The following is a 20,203-nucleotide window of genomic DNA, read 5'->3' on the forward strand; positions in this document are numbered from 1 at the left end:
ATTAGCGCGGCCTTTTTGCGCCAGGTTTGGGATATTGATGATTATCATGAGGAGCGTTAGTGTGTCTGATAAAGAGCTGGCATCAGCCATATACCCCGACCGCATCTGCTTCAATTACAGTGACTTTCTCTCCGCTTCCTGCAAAAAGCGCTGGAGCTTCGTCGATGCTATTTATGGTGTGATGCCGATATTTGGCATGGTGACACGTAAATCGGCACACCGCTTACAGGGCAGTGACGACCCGTTAAAAGAATTAGCATTACAAATCATTTCTACTCAGGTCAGCGACGAAATTAATATCGCGCGCCTGATTACCCTTGCGGAACAACAGCAGATTAGTCGCTTCGATATTCAGCTTCCTTATCCGCTTTCGGCGGAGCAGCTGGACGCGATCCATCATGAATATTCCAGGCCGCTGAATCTGACACAGCAGGATGACCTGCTGTGTGTCTCAATACCTGTGCAGTCACACTAAGAGCCTTTCCCTTCAGGCTATCTGATTTGTCAGTCTGAACCTGGGCAGTGCTCACCATCCTCACGTACTGTCTGTACGCCTGGTTGCTCCGCGCTGGCCGGGTCCGGAGTGCCTGCAACCATTACGCCTGCCGGGCCAGGCGCTAAGTCGTCAACTGCCACACGGCGGGCAGCGTCGCGGCAATCAGCAATCCCATTGCAATCCGCTCCAGCGAAGTCAGCGCAAACTCTGCGCGGCCACCGCGTCGTGCAAACAGAAACAGCAGCAGGCCCGGTGTATAGAGCACCACAGACATCATCAGGTGCAATGGCCCCGAGGCGTAAAGCAGCCAGATGCCATACAGGCTGGCACCGATACCGGTCGCCATCGCCAGCGGTTTATGCTGTCCGCGTACCACTTTGATCAGATATAACCCCACCAGCAGATAGGGCACCAGAATCATCTCAGAGGCGATGGTCAGCAGGTTGTTGTAATTCGCACCAGTCAGGGCAATCAGGATCAGGCAGAGCTGAATACTGCCGTTGGTCAGCCACAGTGAGGCGGCTGGCGCGTTATGGCGGTTTTGTCGGGCGATACTGCGTGGAAATGCACCCTGTTGCGCAGCAATCAGGGGCACTTCAGCGGCCATAATCGTCCAGCTCAGATAGGCACCGCACACCGAGATAACCAGACCCACCGCAATCACCGCATCGCCCCAGTTGCCCATCAGTCGGGTCATCAATCCCGCCATGGAGGGGTTACGCATCTGAGCCAGTTCAGCACGTGGAACCACGCCAAGCGACAGCAGTGTCACCAGCAGATAGACCAGCAACGCTGCCAGCACGGCGAATAGTGTAGCCCGGCCCACATCCTTTTTCTGGCGCGCGCGTGCAGAGACCACCACCGCCCCCTCGACGCCAATAAAGACCCACAGGGTAATCAGCATGGTCTGTTTGACCTGCTCCCATAGCGGTTGCCCTAGCGTGACGCCGGAAAAGTCAAAGCGGAAGCGATCATAGTTGAACGCCATCACCGCCAGCACAATAAACAGCAGCAGCGGCACCAGCTTGCCGAGCGTCGCCATCAGATTAATGCTGGCAGCGGTCTGCACGCCGCGCAGCACCAGCCAGTGAACCAGCCACAGCAGCACGGATGCACCCAGCATCGCCTGCCAGGTGTTGCCATCGCCAAAGATAATCCGGTCCGGCGTATCGGTGAAGAAGCTCAGGGCAGAGAAGACAATCACCAGATAGGAGACGTTGGCGATCACGGCGCACAGCCAGTAGCCCCACGCGGAGCAGAAGCCCATCAGCTCGCCGAAACCGGCACGGGCATAGGTAAAGATGCCGCCATCCAGCTCGGGTTTAAGGCGGGTCAGCAGCAGCATCGCCAGCGACAGAAAGATGATGCCGACGCCGGTAATCAGCCAGCCCAGCAGCAGCGCCGCCGGACCGGCCACTGCAGCCATATTTTGCGGCAGACTGAACACGCCTGCGCCCAGCATAGAGCTGAGCACCAGCGCCGTCAGCGCACCGAGACCTAATTTTTTCTCCAAAACAACCTTCCCGCTAGCATATATGGCTGGGTAAATCGGATTCTGTCGCTGGGTTATGTCACACCAAAGGCACAATACAGGGACAATATCCGGTAAAACAGGCGGAGGATTTTACGGAGTGTGGCAGGGGATGGCAATGCGTGACTATGCAAAACAGCGCAGGAATTATGCAAACAGCAGGGCGGCAGGCGCCGCCCTGAGAAGGATTACTTAAACAGGTCAGCCGTGACGGTCAGGTTACCGCCACTCTGGTTCTGCCACTGACGGGTAACGTGGTAGAACTTGGCACCTTTGTCCGCCGCACGCTTCGCCACTTCTTCTGAAATCTCAGTTGGCGTACCGAAGTGACCGGTGAAGGTCACGGTATCGAACGGCTGCATCTGCGCAGCAGTAATGGCGTTGACTTCCTGCACCGATTTGCCGTTTGGCAGATTAACGGTATAGCGCTTGCCGGTAGAGCTTTGGGTTTCGAAGAAACGGCCCACTTTGTTGCTTGGCGTTTCAGACGAGGCCACGCCTGGAATCTCTACGTTAGCCGCCGCAGCGCCACCAGTAGCCAGAGCGGCTTTACCCGCTTCTGAATCGGCAGGAATCGCATTCGGTGTCTGCACCGCGCGCTCTTTAGCATCCGCTTTATAGACATAGGCGGTGACATACTGATTGCCGCCGCTGTTGGCATCGATCTGGCGAACGATAAAGAAGGAGGCTGCGCCTTTCTGTTTTGCGGCTTTCGAAATTGCGTCGTTTACATCCGGCTGGCTGGCAAAGAAGCCGCTGACCGAAACGGTATCGAAGGGTTCGAGTTTATACGCTTCTGCTTTTGGCAGTTCGTTTACGCCGTTGAAACGACGGTAAGTCGTTGACTCTGTGGCTGCCGGGGCATCGGCTTTATAGAGGTCAGCCGTAACGCGCCAGTTACCGCTGTTACCGTTGCTGTCGTTGATCGCCTGGATGTAATAAGAGGCCGCGCCCATCTGATCTGCACGCTTAGATACCGCATCGGCAGCGTCGCCAATTGCGTTGAAACGGCCGGTAATATTAATACGTTCGAATGGCTTCAACGCGGCCGCTTTTTCTGGCGTAAGTTCCTGCGCAGCGAATGCGTTGGCTGCCAGCAGGGACAACAGAGTGGTCGCCAGAATAGTGTTCTTCAGCTTCATAAAAATAATCCTTCGCCTTACGCAAAAATGAGTACGAAAACGTGCTGGACTCTTGATGTATAACAGAATAGCCGCTGATTATTGCATGTTATAAACAGACTGTCGCAGCGATTTTTTGTGTCAGATCGCGTTATTCAACCATGATTTTTTCATTTGTTTGTCATCAAACGCAGTTATGGCCAGTTTTAGTGATAGTTACCACTAAAAGCGGTAACTGTTAGCGATAAAATAGTTAATGCATTGTTAAATAAAGGTTTTTGTTGTTGATTAATTCGTCCGGGTACAATTATCTCTGGCAGATTATCTGCCTGTGAGACTATTTTGCAGTGGGATAACGCAGGTTTCTTAACAGAACACTGCATAATTGGGTGAATGTCATCACTCTGCGTGGTCGCTGTAGATCGCTCGTCACATTTTCAGTAGGTTATAAACACTTTGAAATACCTGCGTTTCGTCCAAAAGCGGCTGAAATCGCGTTTCAGTCGCGCTCTCGTGGTGCAGGTTCGGGCCATCATCCTTTAACCGATGAAAGGAAACACTATGTTAATTGGAATACCCAAGGAAAGGTTGCCAAACGAGTCGCGCGTGGCCGCCACGCCTAAGACCGTGGAACAACTCATCAAGCTGGGTTTCAGCGTCACCCTTGAGCATGACGCCGGTAAACGCGCCAGCTTCGATGATGAAAGCTATATCGCAGCCGGTGCCACACTCAGCGACAGAGAGCAGGTCTGGCAGTCCGATATCGTGCTGAAGGTGAATGCGCCGGATGACGAAGAGATTGCGCTGACGCGTGCGGGCAGCACGCTGGTCAGTTTTATCTGGCCCGCACAGAATCCCGAACTGCTGTCAAAACTGGCCGCACGTCAGGTCACGGTAATGGCAATGGATTCAGTGCCGCGTATCTCACGGGCGCAGTCACTGGATGCCCTGAGCTCTATGGCGAACATTGCCGGTTATCGCGCCATTGTCGAAGCCGCCCATGAATTTGGTCGCTTCTTTACCGGTCAGATCACCGCAGCCGGTAAAGTGCCACCGGCAAAAGTGATGGTGATTGGGGCCGGTGTTGCCGGGCTGGCCGCGATTGGCGCAGCGGGCAGCCTGGGCGCGATTGTCCGGGCGTTTGATACCCGTCCCGAAGTCAAAGAGCAGGTGCAGAGTATGGGCGCCGAATTCCTTGAGCTCGACTTTGAAGAGGAAGCGGGTAGCGGCGACGGCTATGCCAAAGTCATGTCCGAGGCTTTTATCAAAGCTGAGATGGCGCTGTTTGCCAGTCAGGCCAGAGACGTGGACATCATTGTCACCACGGCGCTGATCCCAGGCAAACCGGCTCCGAAACTGATCACCGAAGAGATGGTCGCCAGCATGAAGCCGGGCAGCGTCATTGTTGATCTGGCGGCGCAGACCGGCGGCAACTGCGCGCTGACCGTCGCTGACCAGGTTACCGTCACGCCGAATGGCGTGAAAATCATCGGTTACACCGATCTGCCCAGCCGTCTGGCGACACAATCCTCCCAGCTCTACGGCACCAATCTGGTCAATCTGATCAAGCTGCTGTGTAAAGAGAAAAATGGCGAAATCCAGGTCGATTTCGAAGATGTGGTGGTGCGTGGTGTCACCGTGGTACGCGATGGCGAAGTGACCTGGCCAGCCCCGCCGATTCAGGTCTCCGCCGCGCCACAGGCTGCCGCTGCCGCCGCGAAGCCGTCAGAAAAGATTGAGGCGAAGCCCGTTTCACCGTGGCGTAAATATCTGCTGATCGCCCTGGCTATCGTGCTGTTTGGCAGCCTGGCAAACGTGGCACCGGCCGACTTCCTCTCCCATTTTACCGTGTTCGCGCTCGCCTGCGTGGTGGGGTATTACGTGGTCTGGAACGTCAGTCATGCGCTGCATACACCGCTGATGTCCGTAACCAATGCCATTTCCGGCATCATTGTTATCGGTGCGGTCTTGCAGATGGGCCACGGTGGCTGGGTCACCTTTATCTCCTTTATTGCCGTGCTGATTGCCAGCATCAATATCTTTGGTGGCTTCACCGTCACCCAGCGCATGCTGAAAATGTTTCGTAAGGGGTAACACATGTCTGGCGGATTAGTCACTGCAGCCTATATTGTGGCTGCGATTCTGTTCATCTGTAGCCTTGCTGGTCTTTCGCGTCATGAGACCTCTAAGCGGGGTAATATTTTCGGTATCAGCGGTATGGCGATTGCGCTGATTGCCACCATATTTGGCCCGGACAGCGGTAATGTGGTCTGGATCCTGCTGGCGATGGTCATCGGCGGCGCTATCGGCATTCGTCTGGCGAAGAAAGTCGAAATGACGGAAATGCCAGAGCTGGTGGCGATTCTGCACAGCTTTGTTGGCCTGGCCGCAGTGCTGGTGGGCATCAACAGCTATATCGACCATGCGCCTGGCCTGCCAGCGGTGATGGAGAATATCCATCTCAGCGAAGTGTTTATCGGTATCTTTATCGGTGCCGTCACCTTCACCGGCTCGCTGGTGGCGTTTGGCAAACTGTGCGGCAAAATCTCTTCACGGCCGTTAGCGTTACCGCATCGTCACAAGCTGAATCTGCTGGCGCTGGTGGTTTCGTTCCTGCTGCTGCTGTGGTTTGTTAACACCAGCAGCACGGCTGTGCAGGTGTTTGCACTCTTGCTGATGACGGTCATTGCGCTGGCGTTTGGCTGGCATCTCGTCGCGTCGATTGGCGGCGCGGATATGCCGGTCGTGGTCTCGATGCTTAACTCCTATTCAGGCTGGGCCGCCGCCGCTGCTGGTTTCATGTTGAGCAACGATCTGCTGATTGTGACCGGTGCGCTGGTGGGGTCATCCGGTGCGATCCTCTCCTACATTATGTGTAAAGCGATGAACCGTTCGTTTATCAGCGTGATCGCGGGCGGCTTTGGTACTGAAGCCAGCAGTGGCGATGAAAGTCAGGAAGCGGGCGAGCATCGTGAGATTACGGCTGAAGAGACCGCTGAGATGCTCAAGGCTTCCAGCTCGGTGATTATCACACCAGGCTACGGCATGGCGGTAGCGCAGGCGCAGTATCCGGTCGCGGAAATGACTGCCCGACTGCGTGCGCTTGGCATCAAAGTGCGCTTCGGTATCCATCCGGTGGCGGGGCGTCTGCCGGGTCACATGAACGTGCTGCTGGCAGAGGCGAAAGTGCCTTATGACGTGGTGCTGGAGATGGATGAGATCAACGACGATTTCAGTGACACCGACACGGTGCTGGTCATCGGCGCTAACGACACGGTCAACCCGGCGGCACAGGATGATCCCCGCAGTCCGATTGCGGGCATGCCGGTGCTGGAAGTGTGGAAGGCGCACAACGTGATAGTGTTCAAACGCTCAATGAACACTGGCTATGCCGGGGTGCAGAATCCGCTGTTCTTCAAAGAGAATAGCCAGATGCTGTTTGGCGATGCCAAAGCCAGCGTGGAAGCGATTCTTAAAGCGCTGTAATAAAAAAGGGCGGCTAATCAGCCGCCCTCTCTGTTTCTGAAGAGGATTAATCCTCCTCATCCTCTTCATCATCCAGGTCAATCGGCGATTTGAAATCGTCCGGCTTAAGCGCCAGCAGATCGCAACGCAGATGATCAATCACCTGTTCCGCCGTATTACCGAGGAATGCCGCCGACAGGCCGGTGCGTCCAATCGTGCCCAGCACCACCACACCGGCTCCCAGATGTGCCGCCAGATCGGGGATGACCTCTTCCGGCAGGCCCTTAGCCACATGGGTGAACTCTTCACCAATCGAGAACTTCTGCCGTAGCGCTTTCATTGCCACCAGATGCTGACCACGGATCGCGTCGTTGTAGACGCTGGGATCAAAATCGGGCAGTTCGATAGCAATATTGATAGGGGTAATCGGGTAAGCACCGACCAGATGCACTTCGGTCTGATTCACCTTTTCCGCCAGGATCACCGTTTCACGAATCAGCTTCTGATTCAGGCCATCGTGATGCGGCTCTTCGCTGGCAAGATTGACCGCGACAATCGCTTTACCGCCTTCCGGCCACGGCTGATCTTTAACCATCCACACCGGACACGGGCATTTACGCAGCAGGTGCCAGTCGGTTGGAGTGAAAATCACTGACTCAAGGCGATCGTGCTGATGCGCCATCTTCAGCACCAGGTCATGCTGATGGGCGAGCACTTCCTGAATAATGGCTTCGTAGGGACGGTTGTGCCAGATCACTTTGATGTCAATTTCGACACCGGCATCAAGGTAAGCGCGGGCCTGCTCGCGGATCCATTCGGTACGCTGGCTGATCACGCCCTGGCGCATCGACGCGCGCTCATCCGGCGAAAGCAGGGTGGTCATCTCATATGAGAAGTCATAGATAGGCAGGAAGGCTTTAATTCTTCCGCCAAGACGTTGATTCAGATAGACCGCACGTCGCAGCGCGGGCTGATCGTCTTGCTGGGCATCAATGGCGACCAGAACATTTTGGTACTGGGACATGAGGCGTTCTCCTTAAACCAGAGCGACTGGAATAAAGATAGCCTATGTTGCACAGCGGAAGAAGTGAAAAAGTTACTGCCGGATCAACAAAATAAGATTTATTGATCCGGCTGAGGATCAGGCGGCCTGGTGGCTCTGACCGGCGAGCTCTTCCAGCAGGGCGTGGTTTTCAATCGTGATGTATTTGCCTTTCACCGCCAGCATACCGGACTTCTGAAAACGCCCCAGCAGGCGGCTGATGGTTTCAACCGTCAGGCCCAGGTAATTACCGATATCGCCACGCGTCATAGTGAGGCGGAATTCGCGCTGTGAAAAGCCGCGCTGGCCAAAACGACGGGAAAGGTTCCAGATAAACGCCGCCAGGCGCTCTTCAGCATTTTTCTTCGACAGCAGCAGGATCATGTCCTGATCGCCTTTGATTTCACCGCTCATCAGACGCATCATCTGCTGACGCAGGGCCGGCATTTTGCCCGACAAATCATCAAGCGTTTCAAAAGGGATCTCACACACCATTGCCGTTTCCAGCGCCTGCGCAAAGCTGGGATGGCTGGAGCCCATAATCGCGTCAAAGCCGACTAAATCGCCCGCCAGATGGAAACCGGTGATCTGCTCATCACCCTGTTCAGTGATGGTGTAGCTTTTAATAGTGCCGGAGCGAATCGCATACAGAGACTTGAGTTCATCGCCTGCTTTGAAAAGCGTTTGCCCTTTCTGAATGGGTTTTTTACGCTCAATGATATTGTCGAGCTGATCCAGCTCATGTTCATTTAGCGTAAAGGGGATGCAGAGCTGACTGATGCTGCAATCCTGGCAGTGAATGGCACAACCGCCCGACTGAATACGACGAATGCTGCGTTTTTCAGGGATCATAATGGTTTGCTCGACGATTATTGACTGGGGTCAATTTTAACATTTTTTGTGCTGAAGGGAACTCATCCGAGCAGTTTTACACTTACAAATATTATGGACTAAGCACACAACGACAAACGCTGATGTGACGGGCTTCTCAGAATCCCGACAGGGCCGACTGTCAAGAAAACTTTCCGCTTATGTGATCTGTCACACGCTTCTGCACTGGTAGTGACTTTCGAAAAAGTGGGGTGGGCCGGTGATTCCAGCTTTTGCTACGCTAACGGGTAAAGCGTGATTTGCACATTCCATCAATTTTAACCAGGTGTGAGAAAACCATGAACCTTGATGATAATGATCTCTTTCGGGATGCCATGGGCGATGTCACGCCGTTAAAAGACACCACCACAACCTTGTGGCTTAAAGCACCCTCAACTAAGGCGCCACGAAAACCGCCAGGTGAATCGGAGCTGGAGAATTTCCTGACCCGGGGCGATCTGGAGATCGTTTCACTCAATACCCCGCTGGAATATAAAGCCGACGGCATTCAGCAGGGGATTCTGGATAAACTGCGCAGAGGAGAGTATCAGCTGGATGCCAGCCTCAACCTGTTGCGGCAACCGGTCGAAACCTGTCGTCAGGCGCTCTTTAACTTTATGATGCAGGCGCACAAACAGGGATTGCGCAATCTGCTGATCATCCACGGTAAAGGTCGTGATGATGAATCGCATGCCAACATTGTGCGCAGCTATCTGGCGCGCTGGCTAAAGCAGTTTGATGACGTACAGACCTTTTGCGTGGCCCAGACCCGGCATGGCGGGGCCGGGGCGCTTTATGTCGGATTGCGCAAAACCGATAAAGCCCGGCTTGAAAACCGCGAGCGGCATGCGAAACGCAGCCGCTAACTGTGAAACTTACGGATGGTGGACATCAGCACTTCAGCACTCAGGCTCAGCTCTGCGCCGGTGCGGGTAATGATGCCCACCGGTTCGCCCGGCCCGGAAGAGGCGATCGGCAGCGCACAAACCGCGTTGTGGCTCAGATCCTCTTTAATCGCCCCGGAAGGGACGAACCAGATGTAGTCGTAGCGAAGAGCCAGCTGGCGTGCCAGTGAAGTCGAAGAGGTCTCAATGCAGTGAGGCGGAAGGGTGCAGCCCTGTTCATCCAGCATCTGTTGTGCAATCCGGCGTGGAGCGGTGCCCTCGGGCGATATCACTACCGGCCACTGCATCGCACGCGAAAGCGTGACGTTGTCACTTAAAAGCGGGTGTTCCGGCCTGACCACCAGCTTGAGCGATTCCAGAAATAGCAATTCATAGGTCAGCCCGGTCATCATGGCGCTGTCCGCCATCCGGCCAATGCCGATGTCGAACTCACCGCCGCGCAAGCCCGCCAGCAGCACATTATTGTGAAGTGTCGCCACCTGAATGGTGGTGTTGGGCTGCAATTGATGAAAACGATCCAGGATGCGTGGCAGCATCCCCATCGCAGCAGTGGTCAATGCCCCCAGCCGGATAATCACCGGCGCATCGCCCGGCTGCTCATTAAAACTCTGTCCGGCATGGTTTAGCGCGTCGAGTACCCGCACCGCATGGGTCAAAAACTGCTCTCCCATGGTGGTCAGCTGCGCGCCCAGCCGGCCACGTTCAAACAGACGAACGCCAGTCAGCTCCTCCAGCTCATTCAGGGTCTTGGAGAGGGCAGGCTGGCTGAGGCTAAGCGTCTCTGCCGCCCGGCCCAGTGTGCCTTGCTGCGCAACCGCAACAAAGGTATGTAGATGGCGCAAGCGAATGCGCTGATTGAAAAGGATATTTTTTTCCATATCCTAAACTTAATGAGAATGACCGGCTTCAGGCAACTGTTTAAAATGAATTCTGTTAACTTTGCTGCAAATCTATTTTAACAAACGATTCGAAATGACCGCGTTACCCTTTAACTCTCTGATTAAAAAGCGCTCAGCCGGGTATGCCTCTGAAAAACGCCATCCTCTGACTAGGGTATATCAATAACTTAACGGCTTAAAGTTGAATAATTCTCAATATCATATAAAAATCTGACCGCTTAAGGTTAACGATCGGCTATCATTAGCGCCGTTTTTTTTACTTAAACTGATGTCAGATTTCGTTACTCCAGAGGAGTGTTCATTGACCAGCGTCGAGGCGGTAGATGTCCGCCAGCTTATCAACCAGCAGGGGCTGAGCCACTGGCAAAAGCGGCTCATTGCGCTCTGTTTTATCGTGGTGGCACTCGATGGCATGGACATTGCGATCATGGGATTTATTGCGCCGACACTGAAAGCCGCGTGGGGGGTGAGTAATCATCAGCTCGGGGTCGTCATCAGCGCAGCGTTAATCGGGCTGGCGCTGGGTGCCATGGTGGCAGGGCCGCTGGCTGACCGCTATGGCCGTCGCATGATGATTATCCTCAGCGTCTTCTTTTTCGGTCTCTGGACGCTGGCAACGGCGCTGTCACAAAACATTGAGCAGATGATGCTGTTCCGTTTCCTGACCGGGCTGGGACTGGGTGCGGCGATGCCCAACGTCGGCACTCTGGTGGCGGAATATGCACCTGAGCGGCGGCGGGCTTTTATCATCACGGTGGTGTTCTGCGGCTTTACCTTTGGTGCCGCCAGCGGGGGATTTGCTGCCTCCTGGCTGCTACCGCGCTATGACTGGCACTCCGTGCTGCTGCTGGGCGGCATTCTGCCGCTGCTGGTGTTGCCATTACTGATCCGCGGCCTGCCGGAGTCGGTGCGATTTCTTATCAGCCGTGGCGCACCGGCTGCCCGCATTCACGCCATCCTCGACCGGATGATGCCGGGCAAAACCGCGCCCGACTGTGCGTTTCACGCGCCTGAGGCCACCGTGCCGGTGAGCGGCGCGATAGGCACCGTACTTTCACGCCGCTATCTGTTTGGCAGCACTATGCTGTGGGGCGGCTACTTTATGGGGCTGTTCATGGTTTACCTGATTGGCAGCTGGCTGCCGTCGCTGGTCAACACCCTGGGCATGTCAGTGACCGAAGCGGCGATTATCACCGCGATGTATCAGGCGGGCGGGACGCTGGGCTCCCTGTTTGCGGGCTGGATGATGGATCGCTTCAACGCTAACCTGGCCCTGGCGGCGATCTACGGCTGCGGCGGGCTGTTTATTGTGGCACTGGGCTTTTCACCCGCGGAAGTGGGTATGATGAGTGCGATCGCCTTTTGCAGTGGCTTCTGTTTCAACGGGGCCAATACTGGTATGAATGCCTTATCCGCCAGCTATTATCCTACCCACGCCCGCGCTACCGGTTCCAGCTGGATGCATGGAGTGGGCCGCATCGGCGCGATTTTAAGCGCCTTCGTTGGCGCAGAGATGATGTCCCTTGGATGGTCTTTCAGCGTAATCTTTCTGCTGCTGGCAATACCGGCTGTGATCACTACCCTGATGCTGCTGTTAAAAAACCGCTACGGCTTTAAGCCGATCACAGATTCGTGATTTTTTCCGCTGAGGCCAGCGTGTTGCATTACATTAGCAGCAACGCTAACGGTGTCAGGTGGATAAGATGGACAACTTTCTCAGTGCGGATCTCATCCGCACCCGTTTCTCTCAGGCGATGTCAGCTATGTATCAGCAGGAAGTGCCGCAATATGGCACGCTGATGCAACTGGTGGCGACCGTCAACGACCGCGCGCTGGAAGCGGATATCGCGCTGAAAGATCGTCTCACCGCAGCCGATGAGATCGACCGACTCAACCTGGAACGTCACGGTGCGATCCGTGTGGGCACGGCAGACGAATTAGCCACACTGCGGCAGCTGTTTGCGGTGATGGGAATGCACCCGGTTGGCTATTACGATCTCTCTCAGGCTGGTGTGCCGGTTCACTCCACGGCGTTCCGGCCGGTCACCGATGCGGCGTTGCGCCGCAATCCCTTTCGGGTCTTTACCTCGCTGTTACGCCCTGAACTGATCGACGACCACGCGCTGCGTGAAAAGGTGGCGGAGATTCTTGCCGCGCGCGACATTTTCACCCCCCGTTGCCGGGCGCTTTTGGAACTGCAGCAGCAGCAGGGCGGATTAACCGACGAGCAGGCCACTGAGTTTGTTACCGAAGCACTGGAAACCTTCCGCTGGCATGCCCACAGCAGCGTGGACAGTCAGACCTATCAGGCGCTGAACCAGCAGCATCGGCTGATCGCTGACGTGGTCTGCTTTCCCGGCTGCCACATCAACCATCTCACGCCGCGCACGCTCGATATTGACCGCGTACAGCAACTGATGCCGTCGCGCGGTATCGATCCGAAAACCCTAATCGAGGGACCACCGCGTCGTCAGGTGCCGATCCTGTTACGTCAGACCAGCTTCAAAGCGCTGGAAGAGCCGATCATCTTTCAGGATGGGCATCAGGGAACCCATACTGCACGCTTCGGTGAAATTGAGCAGCGCGGCGTGGCGCTAACGCCTCAGGGCCGTGCGCTCTATGATCGGCTGCTCAGCGAGGCGGGAAGCGGTCAGGATAATCAGCAGCATCAGCAACATCTGGCGGCGATTTTCCGTGACTTCCCCGACGACGAAACCACGCTGCGCCAGCAGGAGCTGGCCTGGTTCCATTATCGCCTGAGTGAAAAGGGCATCGCGACGCCGCCGGCTCAGGGAGAATCGCTGGAGACCCTCATCGAAGAAGGTCGTGTGCTGGCAGACCCCATCATCTACGAAGATTTTCTGCCCGTCAGCGCGGCGGGCATCTTCCAGTCCAACCTCGGCGATCGGGCGCAGGTTCGTTCGGCGGGACAGGCGAGCCGCCAGGCATTTGAAGCCGCGCTGGGCGCTGTCGTGCTGGATGAGATGGCGCTATACGAAGAGCGGCAGCAGCGCTCGCTGGTGCAGTGCGGCTTACGGCCAGACTGACGCCTCTGCGGGCAACAGGCGCGTTGCCCGCAACGCTTTCTCCGCACCCGCCCAGCTAAGGCCAGTGGACCTGAAGTAGAGCAACGCGGGTAATATGCTGACAGGACTGGGGAAAAACAACGCTTTACCGCTCAGCGCAGGTTTACCCGCGTGAGTATCTTAATCTATTAGCAGACTGACTGATTAACAGCAGCACAACCGCACGTGATAACAGAGCAACGACGCGCCACTCCGGCGCTGGCAGCGTCATTGACCAATCGCGAAAAGATAAACAACGTTGAATCATAACCGTAACTGACTCTCTGAACCTGTTGATGAGCATGTTCACGCCTGCCCCTCACGCTTCGGCATATTCTGCAAATCCCTTCCGTACCTGGACAATGCTGGCGGGCCTGCAAATAATGGAGGGACGTTTGAACAGGGAAACAGGAATGAAAAACGAAACAGGTCTGAGGATCATGACTGCTGAGGGGGAGTTGCGTGGATGCATGGACGATGACCTTTTCGTATTCAAAGGCATACCTTATGCGGCGGCACCGCTTGGCGCACTGCGCTGGCGTCCTCCACAGCCGGTTACGCCCTGGCAGCAGGTGCGCGACGCCACCGCGTTTGGGGCTTCCGGCTGGCAAAATCGCACTTACTGCCAGGCCGTGGGCGGTGGCGATCCGGGTGAGTTCAGCGAAGATTGCCTCTACCTTAATGTCTGGACGCCCGATGTCGCGCCCGTGAAATCCCTGCCGGTAATGGTATGGCTGCATGGTGGTGGCTACACCATTGGTGCTGGCGGGCTGGCACCTTACAACGGCAAGCCGATGGCTTCACGCGGCGCGGTGGTGGTGACGCTCAACTACCGGCTAGGCCATCTCGGTTTCTTCTCTCATCCGGCCCTGGATGCTGAATACCCTGTTGCCAGCACGGTCAACAATTTTGGCCTGCTGGATCAGATTGCCGCACTGCAGTGGGTGCAGCGCAACATTCCTGCCTTTGGCGGCGACCGCCGCAATGTGACACTTTTCGGTGAATCCTCAGGCGCACGCAGCGTACTGTCACTTTGCTGTTCGCCGCTGGCCGAAGGGCTGTTTCATAAAGGGATCGTGCAGAGCGCCTACAGCCTGCCTGACACGCCGCTGAAAAAAGCGCGTCAGCAGGGTATGGCGGTGGCCCGCCATTTCGGTCTGCCGCCCGATGCCAGCGCTGATGACCTGCGCGCACTGCCTGCCGATGCCTTCTGGTCGCTGGAAGGGCCGCTGGCGATCCCGCCGGTGCCGATTGCGGGTGATGCTGTCCTGCCTGAACCGATGCTGAAAACCTTTATGGCTGCAAAACAGCACCGTCTGCCGCTGATGGCGGGCAGCAACAGCGATGAAGCCAGCGTGCTGGAATATTTTGGCGTGGATGCCACCGCGGTGCTGCATCAGTTACGCGATAAAAATCGTCTCACTTACCGGACGCTGAAATGGATGTATGACATTCATGACGATCAGCGGCTGGGACGTGCCGTGGCGCGGGATATGGCCTTCAGCCTGGTGCCGTGGCTGGTGATGCGGGCGCAGCACAATGCCGGAATGCCAGGCTGGCGCTACTGGTTTGATTATGTCTCTGAACATGCCCGTGACCTCTATCCGCACGGCACCTGGCACGGCAACGAAGTGCCTTATGTGCTGAACACGCTGAGTCAGATGCCGGATCCCAACGAAGAACGACCCTTCAGTGAGGCCGATCGGGCGTTTGCGGCACGGGTCAGCGAATACTGGTTTACCTTTGCCCGTGATGCTACGGAATATAAGCATCAGCTGGAGGGGGAGATCGTGTGGCCAGCCTGGCACCCGGGCTCTGACGTGACAATGTCACTTGGTGATGATCGGAAGAGCGGGCTGGTTCTGAAGCGAAACTTTATGCGCGCCCGTATGCGGCTTTTCCGGCTATTAATGACTCGTATGGTCAGGCTTTAAGCGGCGGCTCATGGTTAGCCTGCTAACCATCAAATTGCGCGAATGGAATTAATCTGCTTTTTAAAGGTTAACGTGCTGAATAAAAGGGCTATAAAGTGAAATTTGCCTTAGGGACGCTGTAAAATATTAGGTAACAAAACAGTTACATCTTCACAATTGCATGCCGATAAACCTCCTATGCCCGACGCTTGCGGGTCAACGTGTATAGGATTTTGGTATGGGAATGCTCAAAAATTTTACCATTCGCGCAGTGATGCTCTCTATTCTGGGACTGTTTTGTTTACTGTGGAGCGGCGTCGGGCTATATAGCATTCACTCTCTTGGCGCGCTCAGCGAAGGGAATGATGTGGACCGTCATCTGGTTGAGCAAATGACGGTGCTGAGCAAAGGCAACGATCAATATTTTCGTGTCATCACGCGCTTATCCCGCGTGATGGAAGGCAAAGCCGCAGGTCAGACCCTGAACGATGAGGCTTATGCTCCGGTGCAGCAGGCGCTGGACAGCATGACCCAGCAACTGGCGCGCTTTAAACAACTGGCACCCGGCCCGATGAACCCGGATGTCGTGGATGGGGTGATTCAGAGCTGGCAAAAGCTGCTGGATGCGGGCGTTACGCCACAATTGCAGCTGGCCCGCCAGGCCTCGCCTGATGCTTATCGTCAGCAGGCAAATAACGTCACGCCGCCACTCAGTCGTGCCTTTGGCATCAGCGCAGAGAAATTCAGCCAGGGCGCAGCTGAAAAGCTGGATGCAACCCGGGTTGAAGTGGATCACCTCACCGCGATGACCAAAACGATTATTACCATCACGGTAATTATCGGCCTGTTTATTCTGCTGTTTACCGACCGCTATCTGGTGGCGATGCTGGTCCGTCCGCTGGAAAGTATTCGTACCCACTTCGCGGTCATTGCCACGGGCGACCTGAGTCAGCCGGTATCCGATTTCGGACGCAACTGCGTCGGTAAACTGGTGCCGCTGCTGAGCGCCATGCAGGATAGCCTGCGTGAAGCGGTCAGCGCCATTCGCAGCGGCACCGAAAACATCTCGCGCGGTGCCGCAGAGATTTCTGCCGGTAACAACGACCTCTCTTCACGTACCGAAGAGCAGGCCGCTGCGCTCGAACAGACTGCGGCCAGCATGGAGCAGTTGACGGCCACGGTAAAATTCAACGCCGATAATGCCCGCCAGGCCAGCCTGCTGGCAGAAACTGCCACCACTACGGCACAACGTGGCGGTCAGCTGGTCAGTGAAGTCGTCAGCACTATGGATGGCATCTCAGGCAGCTCGAAGAAAATCGCTGAAATCACTAACGTGATCAACGGTATCGCTTTCCAGACCAATATTCTGGCGCTGAACGCCGCCGTCGAAGCGGCACGTGCCGGCGAACAGGGTCGGGGTTTTGCGGTCGTTGCCTCTGAAGTGCGTAACCTTGCACAGCGCAGCGCCAATGCCGCGAAAGAGATTGCGACGCTGATTGAAGATTCGGTTCAGCGTGTAGGTAAAGGCGCCGAGCTGGTCAGCACCACCGGCGGCACCATGAACAATATTCTGAAATCGGTGCAGGATGTTGATGCGATCATGAAACAGATTGCCTCCGCCTCGGAAGAGCAGAGCAAAGGCATCTCTCAGGTGGGTGCTGCAGTAACCGAAATGGATAGCGTGACCCAGCAGAACGCCTCACTGGTTGAAGAGGTTTCTGCCGCGGCGAGCGCACTGGCATTGCAGACAGAAGCGCTGCAGGCCTCTGTGTCGAAGTTCCGTCTCTCCAGCAACCGCCAGACCGCACCGGTCATCACGAATAAACCTGCCGCGCCGAAAGCAACCGTGCTGAATGCGCCTCAGGCTAAACCGGCGGATAACGGCGACTGGGTCACTTTCTGATCCCTGCACAGCCACGCCACCAGCTCCGCCAGGAACGGTGGCGCATCCTGCGCGGGCCGTTGCAGTAAACTGTAAACGGCACCGGTTTCTACCTCGCCAGCGAACGGCTTAATCAGCCTGCCGCTGGCTATATCACTCTCCACCAGATTGCTGTCGGCCATCGCCACACCAAACCCCTGAATCGCTGCACTGATCGCTAAGTCCATGGTGGCAAAATGCTGGTTCCGCTTCATGTTCAGCGTCACCTGCTGCGCATGCAGCCAGCACTGCCAGTCACGCGTATCTGCCGTCGGATGCAAAAAGGTCATTGTGGCCAGTGCCGCCGGGGAGTCCGGGCGGGGTTGATCGGCTGCCATCACTGGCGTCAGCGACTCACTGAACAGGCAAATTCCGTCAGGGTGCGGCTTACCATAGACAATCGCCACATCGAAGTTCTCCAGCTGCGCGGCATGATCCAGCGTGGTGGTCAGGGCCACATGCAGTTCAGGACGATGATGCTCCAGCGCCATCAGCCGGGGCACCAGCCAGCGCATCGCACAGGTTGGCGCTTTCAGGCGAATGCTGACCTGACTACGGCGGACCTTCTCGCTGGCCTGAACCATCAGCTCAAAACCCTGCTGTAAGTCGGGCAGCAGCGCCGCGCCCTGAGGGGTCAGGCGCAGACCGCGCGCGTGGCGGTCAAACAGCGTCACGCCCAGCCACTGCTCCAGGGCGGCAATCTTACGACTGACGGCGCCCTGCGTCAGGCAAAGTTCGCGGGCAGCGTGGGTCAGATTGAGATGTCGGGCGGTCACCAGAAAGGCGTGAATGGCATTAAGCGGCAGCGATAAGCGTGACACGGTGAACCTCAGCTATGCATTTTTGTCATGGCTATTATGACGACATTTCGCTTGCCGACTCAAGTCGCAGCCCGTTGAATAGCTATTTACCGCATCTGAGCGGTTAAGCCCCTGACGGAGAGAGTATGTCCCTGAAAACGCCTGTCGCTATCCACTCAAAATTGCCGGACGTCGGCACCACTATTTTCAGCGTGATTGGCCAGCTTTCGGCGCAGCATCAGGCGATTAACCTGTCGCAGGGCGCGCCCAATTTCCCCTGTGATCCGGCGCTGGTCGACTCAGTCAGCCGCGCGATGCAGGAAGGACATAATCAGTATGCCGCCATGATGGGCTTGCCCGCCTTACGCGACGCGCTTGCCAGCAAAGTGCAGGCGCTCTATGGACAACAATATGATGCCGCCAGTGAAGTGCTGATCACCGGCAGCGCCAGCCAGGGGCTCTATATGGCGATTACCGCGCTGGTTCATCAGGGCGATGAGGTGATCTTCTTTGAACCGGCGTTTGACAGCTACGCGCCGGTGGTGCGGTTGCAGGGCGGTAAACCGATTGGCCTGAAGTTGCAGGTGCCGTCATTTGCTATCGACTGGGATCAGTTGCGGGCAGCAATCACGCCGCGCACCCGGATGATCATTATTAATACGCCGCATAACCCCAGCGCGCAGGTGCTGACCCCCGACGACCTGAATCAGCTGGCAGCCTTAATCCGCAACACCGATATCGTGGTGCTCTCCGATGAGGTTTACGAGCATATTCTGTTTGATGGCCGCCCGCATTGTGGGATGGCGACGCATCCGGAACTGGCAGCCCGCAGCGTCATTGTCTCTTCGTTTGGCAAAACCTTCCACGTCACCGGCTGGCGGGTAGGCTACTGTCTGGCACCGGCAGAGCTGATGACTGAGCTGGTGAAAGTGCATCAGTTTATGATGTACGCCGCCGATACGCCGATGCAGGTCGGTTTCGCACACTATCTGGAGACGCCAGAGAACTATCTGTCGCTCAGCGCCTTCTATCAGCAGAAGCGCGACCGGCTGATCGCCCTGATGCAGAACTCCCCGTTCCGGCTGCTGCCGAGTGCTGGTTCGTTCTTTATGCTCGCCAGCTATGGACATTTCAGTGACGAACCGGACAGTGAAATGGTAAAACGTCTTATCGTCGATCACGGTGTGGCGACCATACCGCTGTCGGCGTTTTATATGGATGGCACAGATAACAAACTGATTCGGCTCTCTTTTGCTAAAGACGAGGCGACACTTGAGGCTGGCGCGGCTGCGCTATGTGCTTTTTCTCACTGATTCACGCCACCGCGTGAGGCAGCTCGGGGAACAGGTAACCAGGACTTTTCGGGGTAAATAACATAATGAAGAAACTGAACGCGCTTTTTCTCGCTCTGGGCATGATGACATCGGTACAGGCACTGGCACAGGATTTACGCTACGGCGTGGAGTCACAATATCCGCCTTTTGAAAGCCGCAATGCTAAAGGGGAACTGGAAGGCTTTGATATCGAGCTGGGCAATGCCATCTGTAAGGCGGGCAACTTCAGCTGCCACTGGGTTGAGAGCAGCTTTGATGCGCTGATCCCGGCACTGCAGGCGAAAAAGTTCGACGCCATTAACTCGGCGATGAACATCACCGAAGCGCGCGCCAGAAGCATTGCGTTTACGCAGCCGATCTACCGTATTCCGACCATGTTAGTGGCGAAGACCGGTGAAAATCTGGCACCGACTGCCGAAGGTCTGAAGGGCAAGAACATCGGTGTATTACAGGGATCCATCCAGGAAACCTATGCGAAGAAGCACTGGGAGCCGCAGGGTGTGACCGTGACCTCGTATCAGGATCAAAACCAGGTTTACAACGACATGGTCGCGGGCCGCCTGGATGGCACACTGGTGATGTCTGCTGCCGGTCAGTCTGGCTTCCTCGATAAACCGCAGGGCAAAGGCTTTGGTTTTGTTGGCAAGCCAGTCGAAGATGACGCGATTCTTGGTTCAGGCATCGGCTACGGCCTGCGCAAAGATGACGCGCAGCTGAAGCAGTCACTGGATGCGGCGATTGCTAAAGTGCAGGGCGATGGCACCATCAAAAAGCTGGCTGAAAAATATTTCCCAGGCATTGATGTCAGCGCGAAGCCATAATCGCAATCGGGCGCGTTCTG

General features: G+C 56.0%; 16 protein-coding genes. 10 read left to right on the plus strand and 6 right to left on the minus strand.

The features are described from left to right. Nucleotides 1–61 precede the first annotated feature (61 nt). Nucleotides 62–475 carry a hypothetical protein gene (locus tag HFD95_RS00725; RefSeq protein ID WP_010244668.1) on the plus strand — a complete coding sequence of 138 codons (414 nt, stop codon included), beginning with the start codon at nt 62–64 and terminating at the stop codon, nt 473–475. A 142-nt stretch (nt 476–617) separates the two neighbouring features. Here HFD95_RS00725 and HFD95_RS00730 read toward each other — a convergent pair whose 3' ends face one another. Next, nucleotides 618–2,009, minus strand: coding sequence for a basic amino acid/polyamine antiporter (locus tag HFD95_RS00730; protein WP_033757764.1), 1,392 nt, complete (start codon nt 2,007–2,009; stop codon nt 618–620). A gap of 206 nt (nt 2,010–2,215) precedes the next feature. Further along, a complete protein-coding gene (ydgH, locus tag HFD95_RS00735) occupies nt 2,216–3,169 on the minus strand; it encodes a DUF1471 family protein YdgH (protein ID WP_010244673.1) in 954 nt (317 codons plus the stop codon). Nucleotides 3,170–3,709: 540 nt separating this feature from the next. Here ydgH and pntA point away from each other — a divergent pair. Both pntA and pntB read left to right on the plus strand, forming a co-directional pair. Further along, nucleotides 3,710–5,242 carry a Re/Si-specific NAD(P)(+) transhydrogenase subunit alpha gene (gene pntA / locus HFD95_RS00740; RefSeq protein ID WP_033757763.1) on the plus strand — a complete coding sequence of 511 codons (1,533 nt, stop codon included), beginning with the start codon at nt 3,710–3,712 and terminating at the stop codon, nt 5,240–5,242. Between the two features lie 3 nt (nt 5,243–5,245). Then, a complete protein-coding gene (pntB, locus tag HFD95_RS00745; protein WP_010670206.1) occupies nt 5,246–6,634 on the plus strand; it encodes a Re/Si-specific NAD(P)(+) transhydrogenase subunit beta in 1,389 nt (462 codons plus the stop codon). 46 nt (nt 6,635–6,680) lie between these two features. Here the strand turns inward: pntB and uspE are convergent, their stop codons facing one another. Together uspE and HFD95_RS00755 are read right to left on the minus strand one after the other, a co-directional pair. Further along, a complete protein-coding gene (gene uspE / locus HFD95_RS00750; RefSeq protein WP_010244683.1) occupies nt 6,681–7,637 on the minus strand; it encodes a universal stress protein UspE in 957 nt (318 codons plus the stop codon). Nucleotides 7,638–7,754: 117 nt separating this feature from the next. Further along, nucleotides 7,755–8,507, minus strand: a complete 753-nt coding sequence (locus HFD95_RS00755) for an FNR family transcription factor (protein WP_010244686.1) — start codon at nt 8,505–8,507, stop codon at nt 7,755–7,757. A gap of 317 nt (nt 8,508–8,824) precedes the next feature. On the opposite strand from HFD95_RS00755, the gene smrA reads away from it, so the two are divergent. Further along, entirely contained in the window at nt 8,825–9,391 is a 567-nt protein-coding gene (smrA, locus tag HFD95_RS00760) for a DNA endonuclease SmrA (protein ID WP_062757701.1), read from the plus strand. On the opposite strand, the gene HFD95_RS00765 is transcribed toward smrA, so the two are convergent. Beyond that, on the minus strand, nt 9,388–10,308 hold the full coding sequence (locus tag HFD95_RS00765; RefSeq protein WP_010670205.1) for a LysR substrate-binding domain-containing protein: 921 nt from the start codon (nt 10,306–10,308) through the stop codon (nt 9,388–9,390). The genes smrA and HFD95_RS00765 overlap by 4 nt on opposite strands. Before the next feature lie 322 nt (nt 10,309–10,630). Between HFD95_RS00765 and HFD95_RS00770 the strand changes: the two genes are divergently transcribed. The 4 genes from HFD95_RS00770 to HFD95_RS00785 all read left to right on the plus strand — a co-directional run bounded on the left by HFD95_RS00770 (nt 10,631) and on the right by HFD95_RS00785 (nt 17,210). Then, a complete protein-coding gene (locus HFD95_RS00770) occupies nt 10,631–11,965 on the plus strand; it encodes an aromatic acid/H+ symport family MFS transporter (RefSeq protein WP_010244695.1) in 1,335 nt (444 codons plus the stop codon). Between the two features lie 67 nt (nt 11,966–12,032). Next, a complete protein-coding gene (locus HFD95_RS00775; protein ID WP_167429706.1) occupies nt 12,033–13,376 on the plus strand; it encodes a VOC family protein in 1,344 nt (447 codons plus the stop codon). 431 nt (nt 13,377–13,807) lie between these two features. Next, entirely contained in the window at nt 13,808–15,328 is a 1,521-nt protein-coding gene (locus HFD95_RS00780) for a carboxylesterase/lipase family protein (RefSeq protein WP_167429707.1), read from the plus strand. A 217-nt stretch (nt 15,329–15,545) separates the two neighbouring features. Next, a complete protein-coding gene (locus tag HFD95_RS00785; RefSeq protein ID WP_064691337.1) occupies nt 15,546–17,210 on the plus strand; it encodes a methyl-accepting chemotaxis protein in 1,665 nt (554 codons plus the stop codon). Here the strand turns inward: HFD95_RS00785 and HFD95_RS00790 are convergent. Then, nucleotides 17,168–18,049, minus strand: coding sequence for a LysR family transcriptional regulator (locus HFD95_RS00790; protein ID WP_167429708.1), 882 nt, complete (start codon nt 18,047–18,049; stop codon nt 17,168–17,170). The genes HFD95_RS00785 and HFD95_RS00790 overlap by 43 nt on opposite strands. 125 nt (nt 18,050–18,174) lie before the next feature. Here HFD95_RS00790 and HFD95_RS00795 point away from each other — a divergent pair, with 125 nt between their 5' ends. Continuing rightward, the gene (locus tag HFD95_RS00795) at nt 18,175–19,341 is read left to right on the plus strand and encodes a methionine aminotransferase (RefSeq protein WP_167429709.1); all 1,167 of its coding nucleotides are present in this window, start codon (nt 18,175–18,177) and stop codon (nt 19,339–19,341) included. Nucleotides 19,342–19,406: 65 nt separating this feature from the next. Then, the gene (locus HFD95_RS00800) at nt 19,407–20,183 is read left to right on the plus strand and encodes a transporter substrate-binding domain-containing protein (protein ID WP_010670199.1); all 777 of its coding nucleotides are present in this window, start codon (nt 19,407–19,409) and stop codon (nt 20,181–20,183) included. Nucleotides 20,184–20,203 lie beyond the last annotated feature (20 nt).

Origin of the sequence: Pantoea sp. EKM10T, from assembly GCF_011800685.1 — a bacterium.
Lineage (GTDB): Bacteria > Pseudomonadota > Gammaproteobacteria > Enterobacterales > Enterobacteriaceae > Pantoea > Pantoea agglomerans.

What these genes read in the sequence shown, in the direction of transcription:
- pntA (WP_033757763.1), top strand. Translation starts at nt 3,710, where the DNA reads ATGTTAATTGGAATACCCAAGGAAAGGTTGCCAAACGAGTCGCGCGTG.
- HFD95_RS00785 (WP_064691337.1), top strand. Translation starts at nt 15,546, where the DNA reads ATGGGAATGCTCAAAAATTTTACCATTCGCGCAGTGATGCTCTCTATT.
- HFD95_RS00800 (WP_010670199.1), top strand. Translation starts at nt 19,407, where the DNA reads ATGAAGAAACTGAACGCGCTTTTTCTCGCTCTGGGCATGATGACATCG.
- ydgH (WP_010244673.1), bottom strand. Translation starts at nt 3,169, where the DNA reads ATGAAGCTGAAGAACACTATTCTGGCGACCACTCTGTTGTCCCTGCTG.
- HFD95_RS00755 (WP_010244686.1), bottom strand. Translation starts at nt 8,507, where the DNA reads ATGATCCCTGAAAAACGCAGCATTCGTCGTATTCAGTCGGGCGGTTGT.
- HFD95_RS00775 (WP_167429706.1), top strand. Translation starts at nt 12,033, where the DNA reads ATGGACAACTTTCTCAGTGCGGATCTCATCCGCACCCGTTTCTCTCAG.
- HFD95_RS00765 (WP_010670205.1), bottom strand. Translation starts at nt 10,308, where the DNA reads ATGGAAAAAAATATCCTTTTCAATCAGCGCATTCGCTTGCGCCATCTA.
- HFD95_RS00780 (WP_167429707.1), top strand. Translation starts at nt 13,808, where the DNA reads ATGAAAAACGAAACAGGTCTGAGGATCATGACTGCTGAGGGGGAGTTG.
- HFD95_RS00795 (WP_167429709.1), top strand. Translation starts at nt 18,175, where the DNA reads ATGTCCCTGAAAACGCCTGTCGCTATCCACTCAAAATTGCCGGACGTC.
- smrA (WP_062757701.1), top strand. Translation starts at nt 8,825, where the DNA reads ATGAACCTTGATGATAATGATCTCTTTCGGGATGCCATGGGCGATGTC.
- pntB (WP_010670206.1), top strand. Translation starts at nt 5,246, where the DNA reads ATGTCTGGCGGATTAGTCACTGCAGCCTATATTGTGGCTGCGATTCTG.
- uspE (WP_010244683.1), bottom strand. Translation starts at nt 7,637, where the DNA reads ATGTCCCAGTACCAAAATGTTCTGGTCGCCATTGATGCCCAGCAAGAC.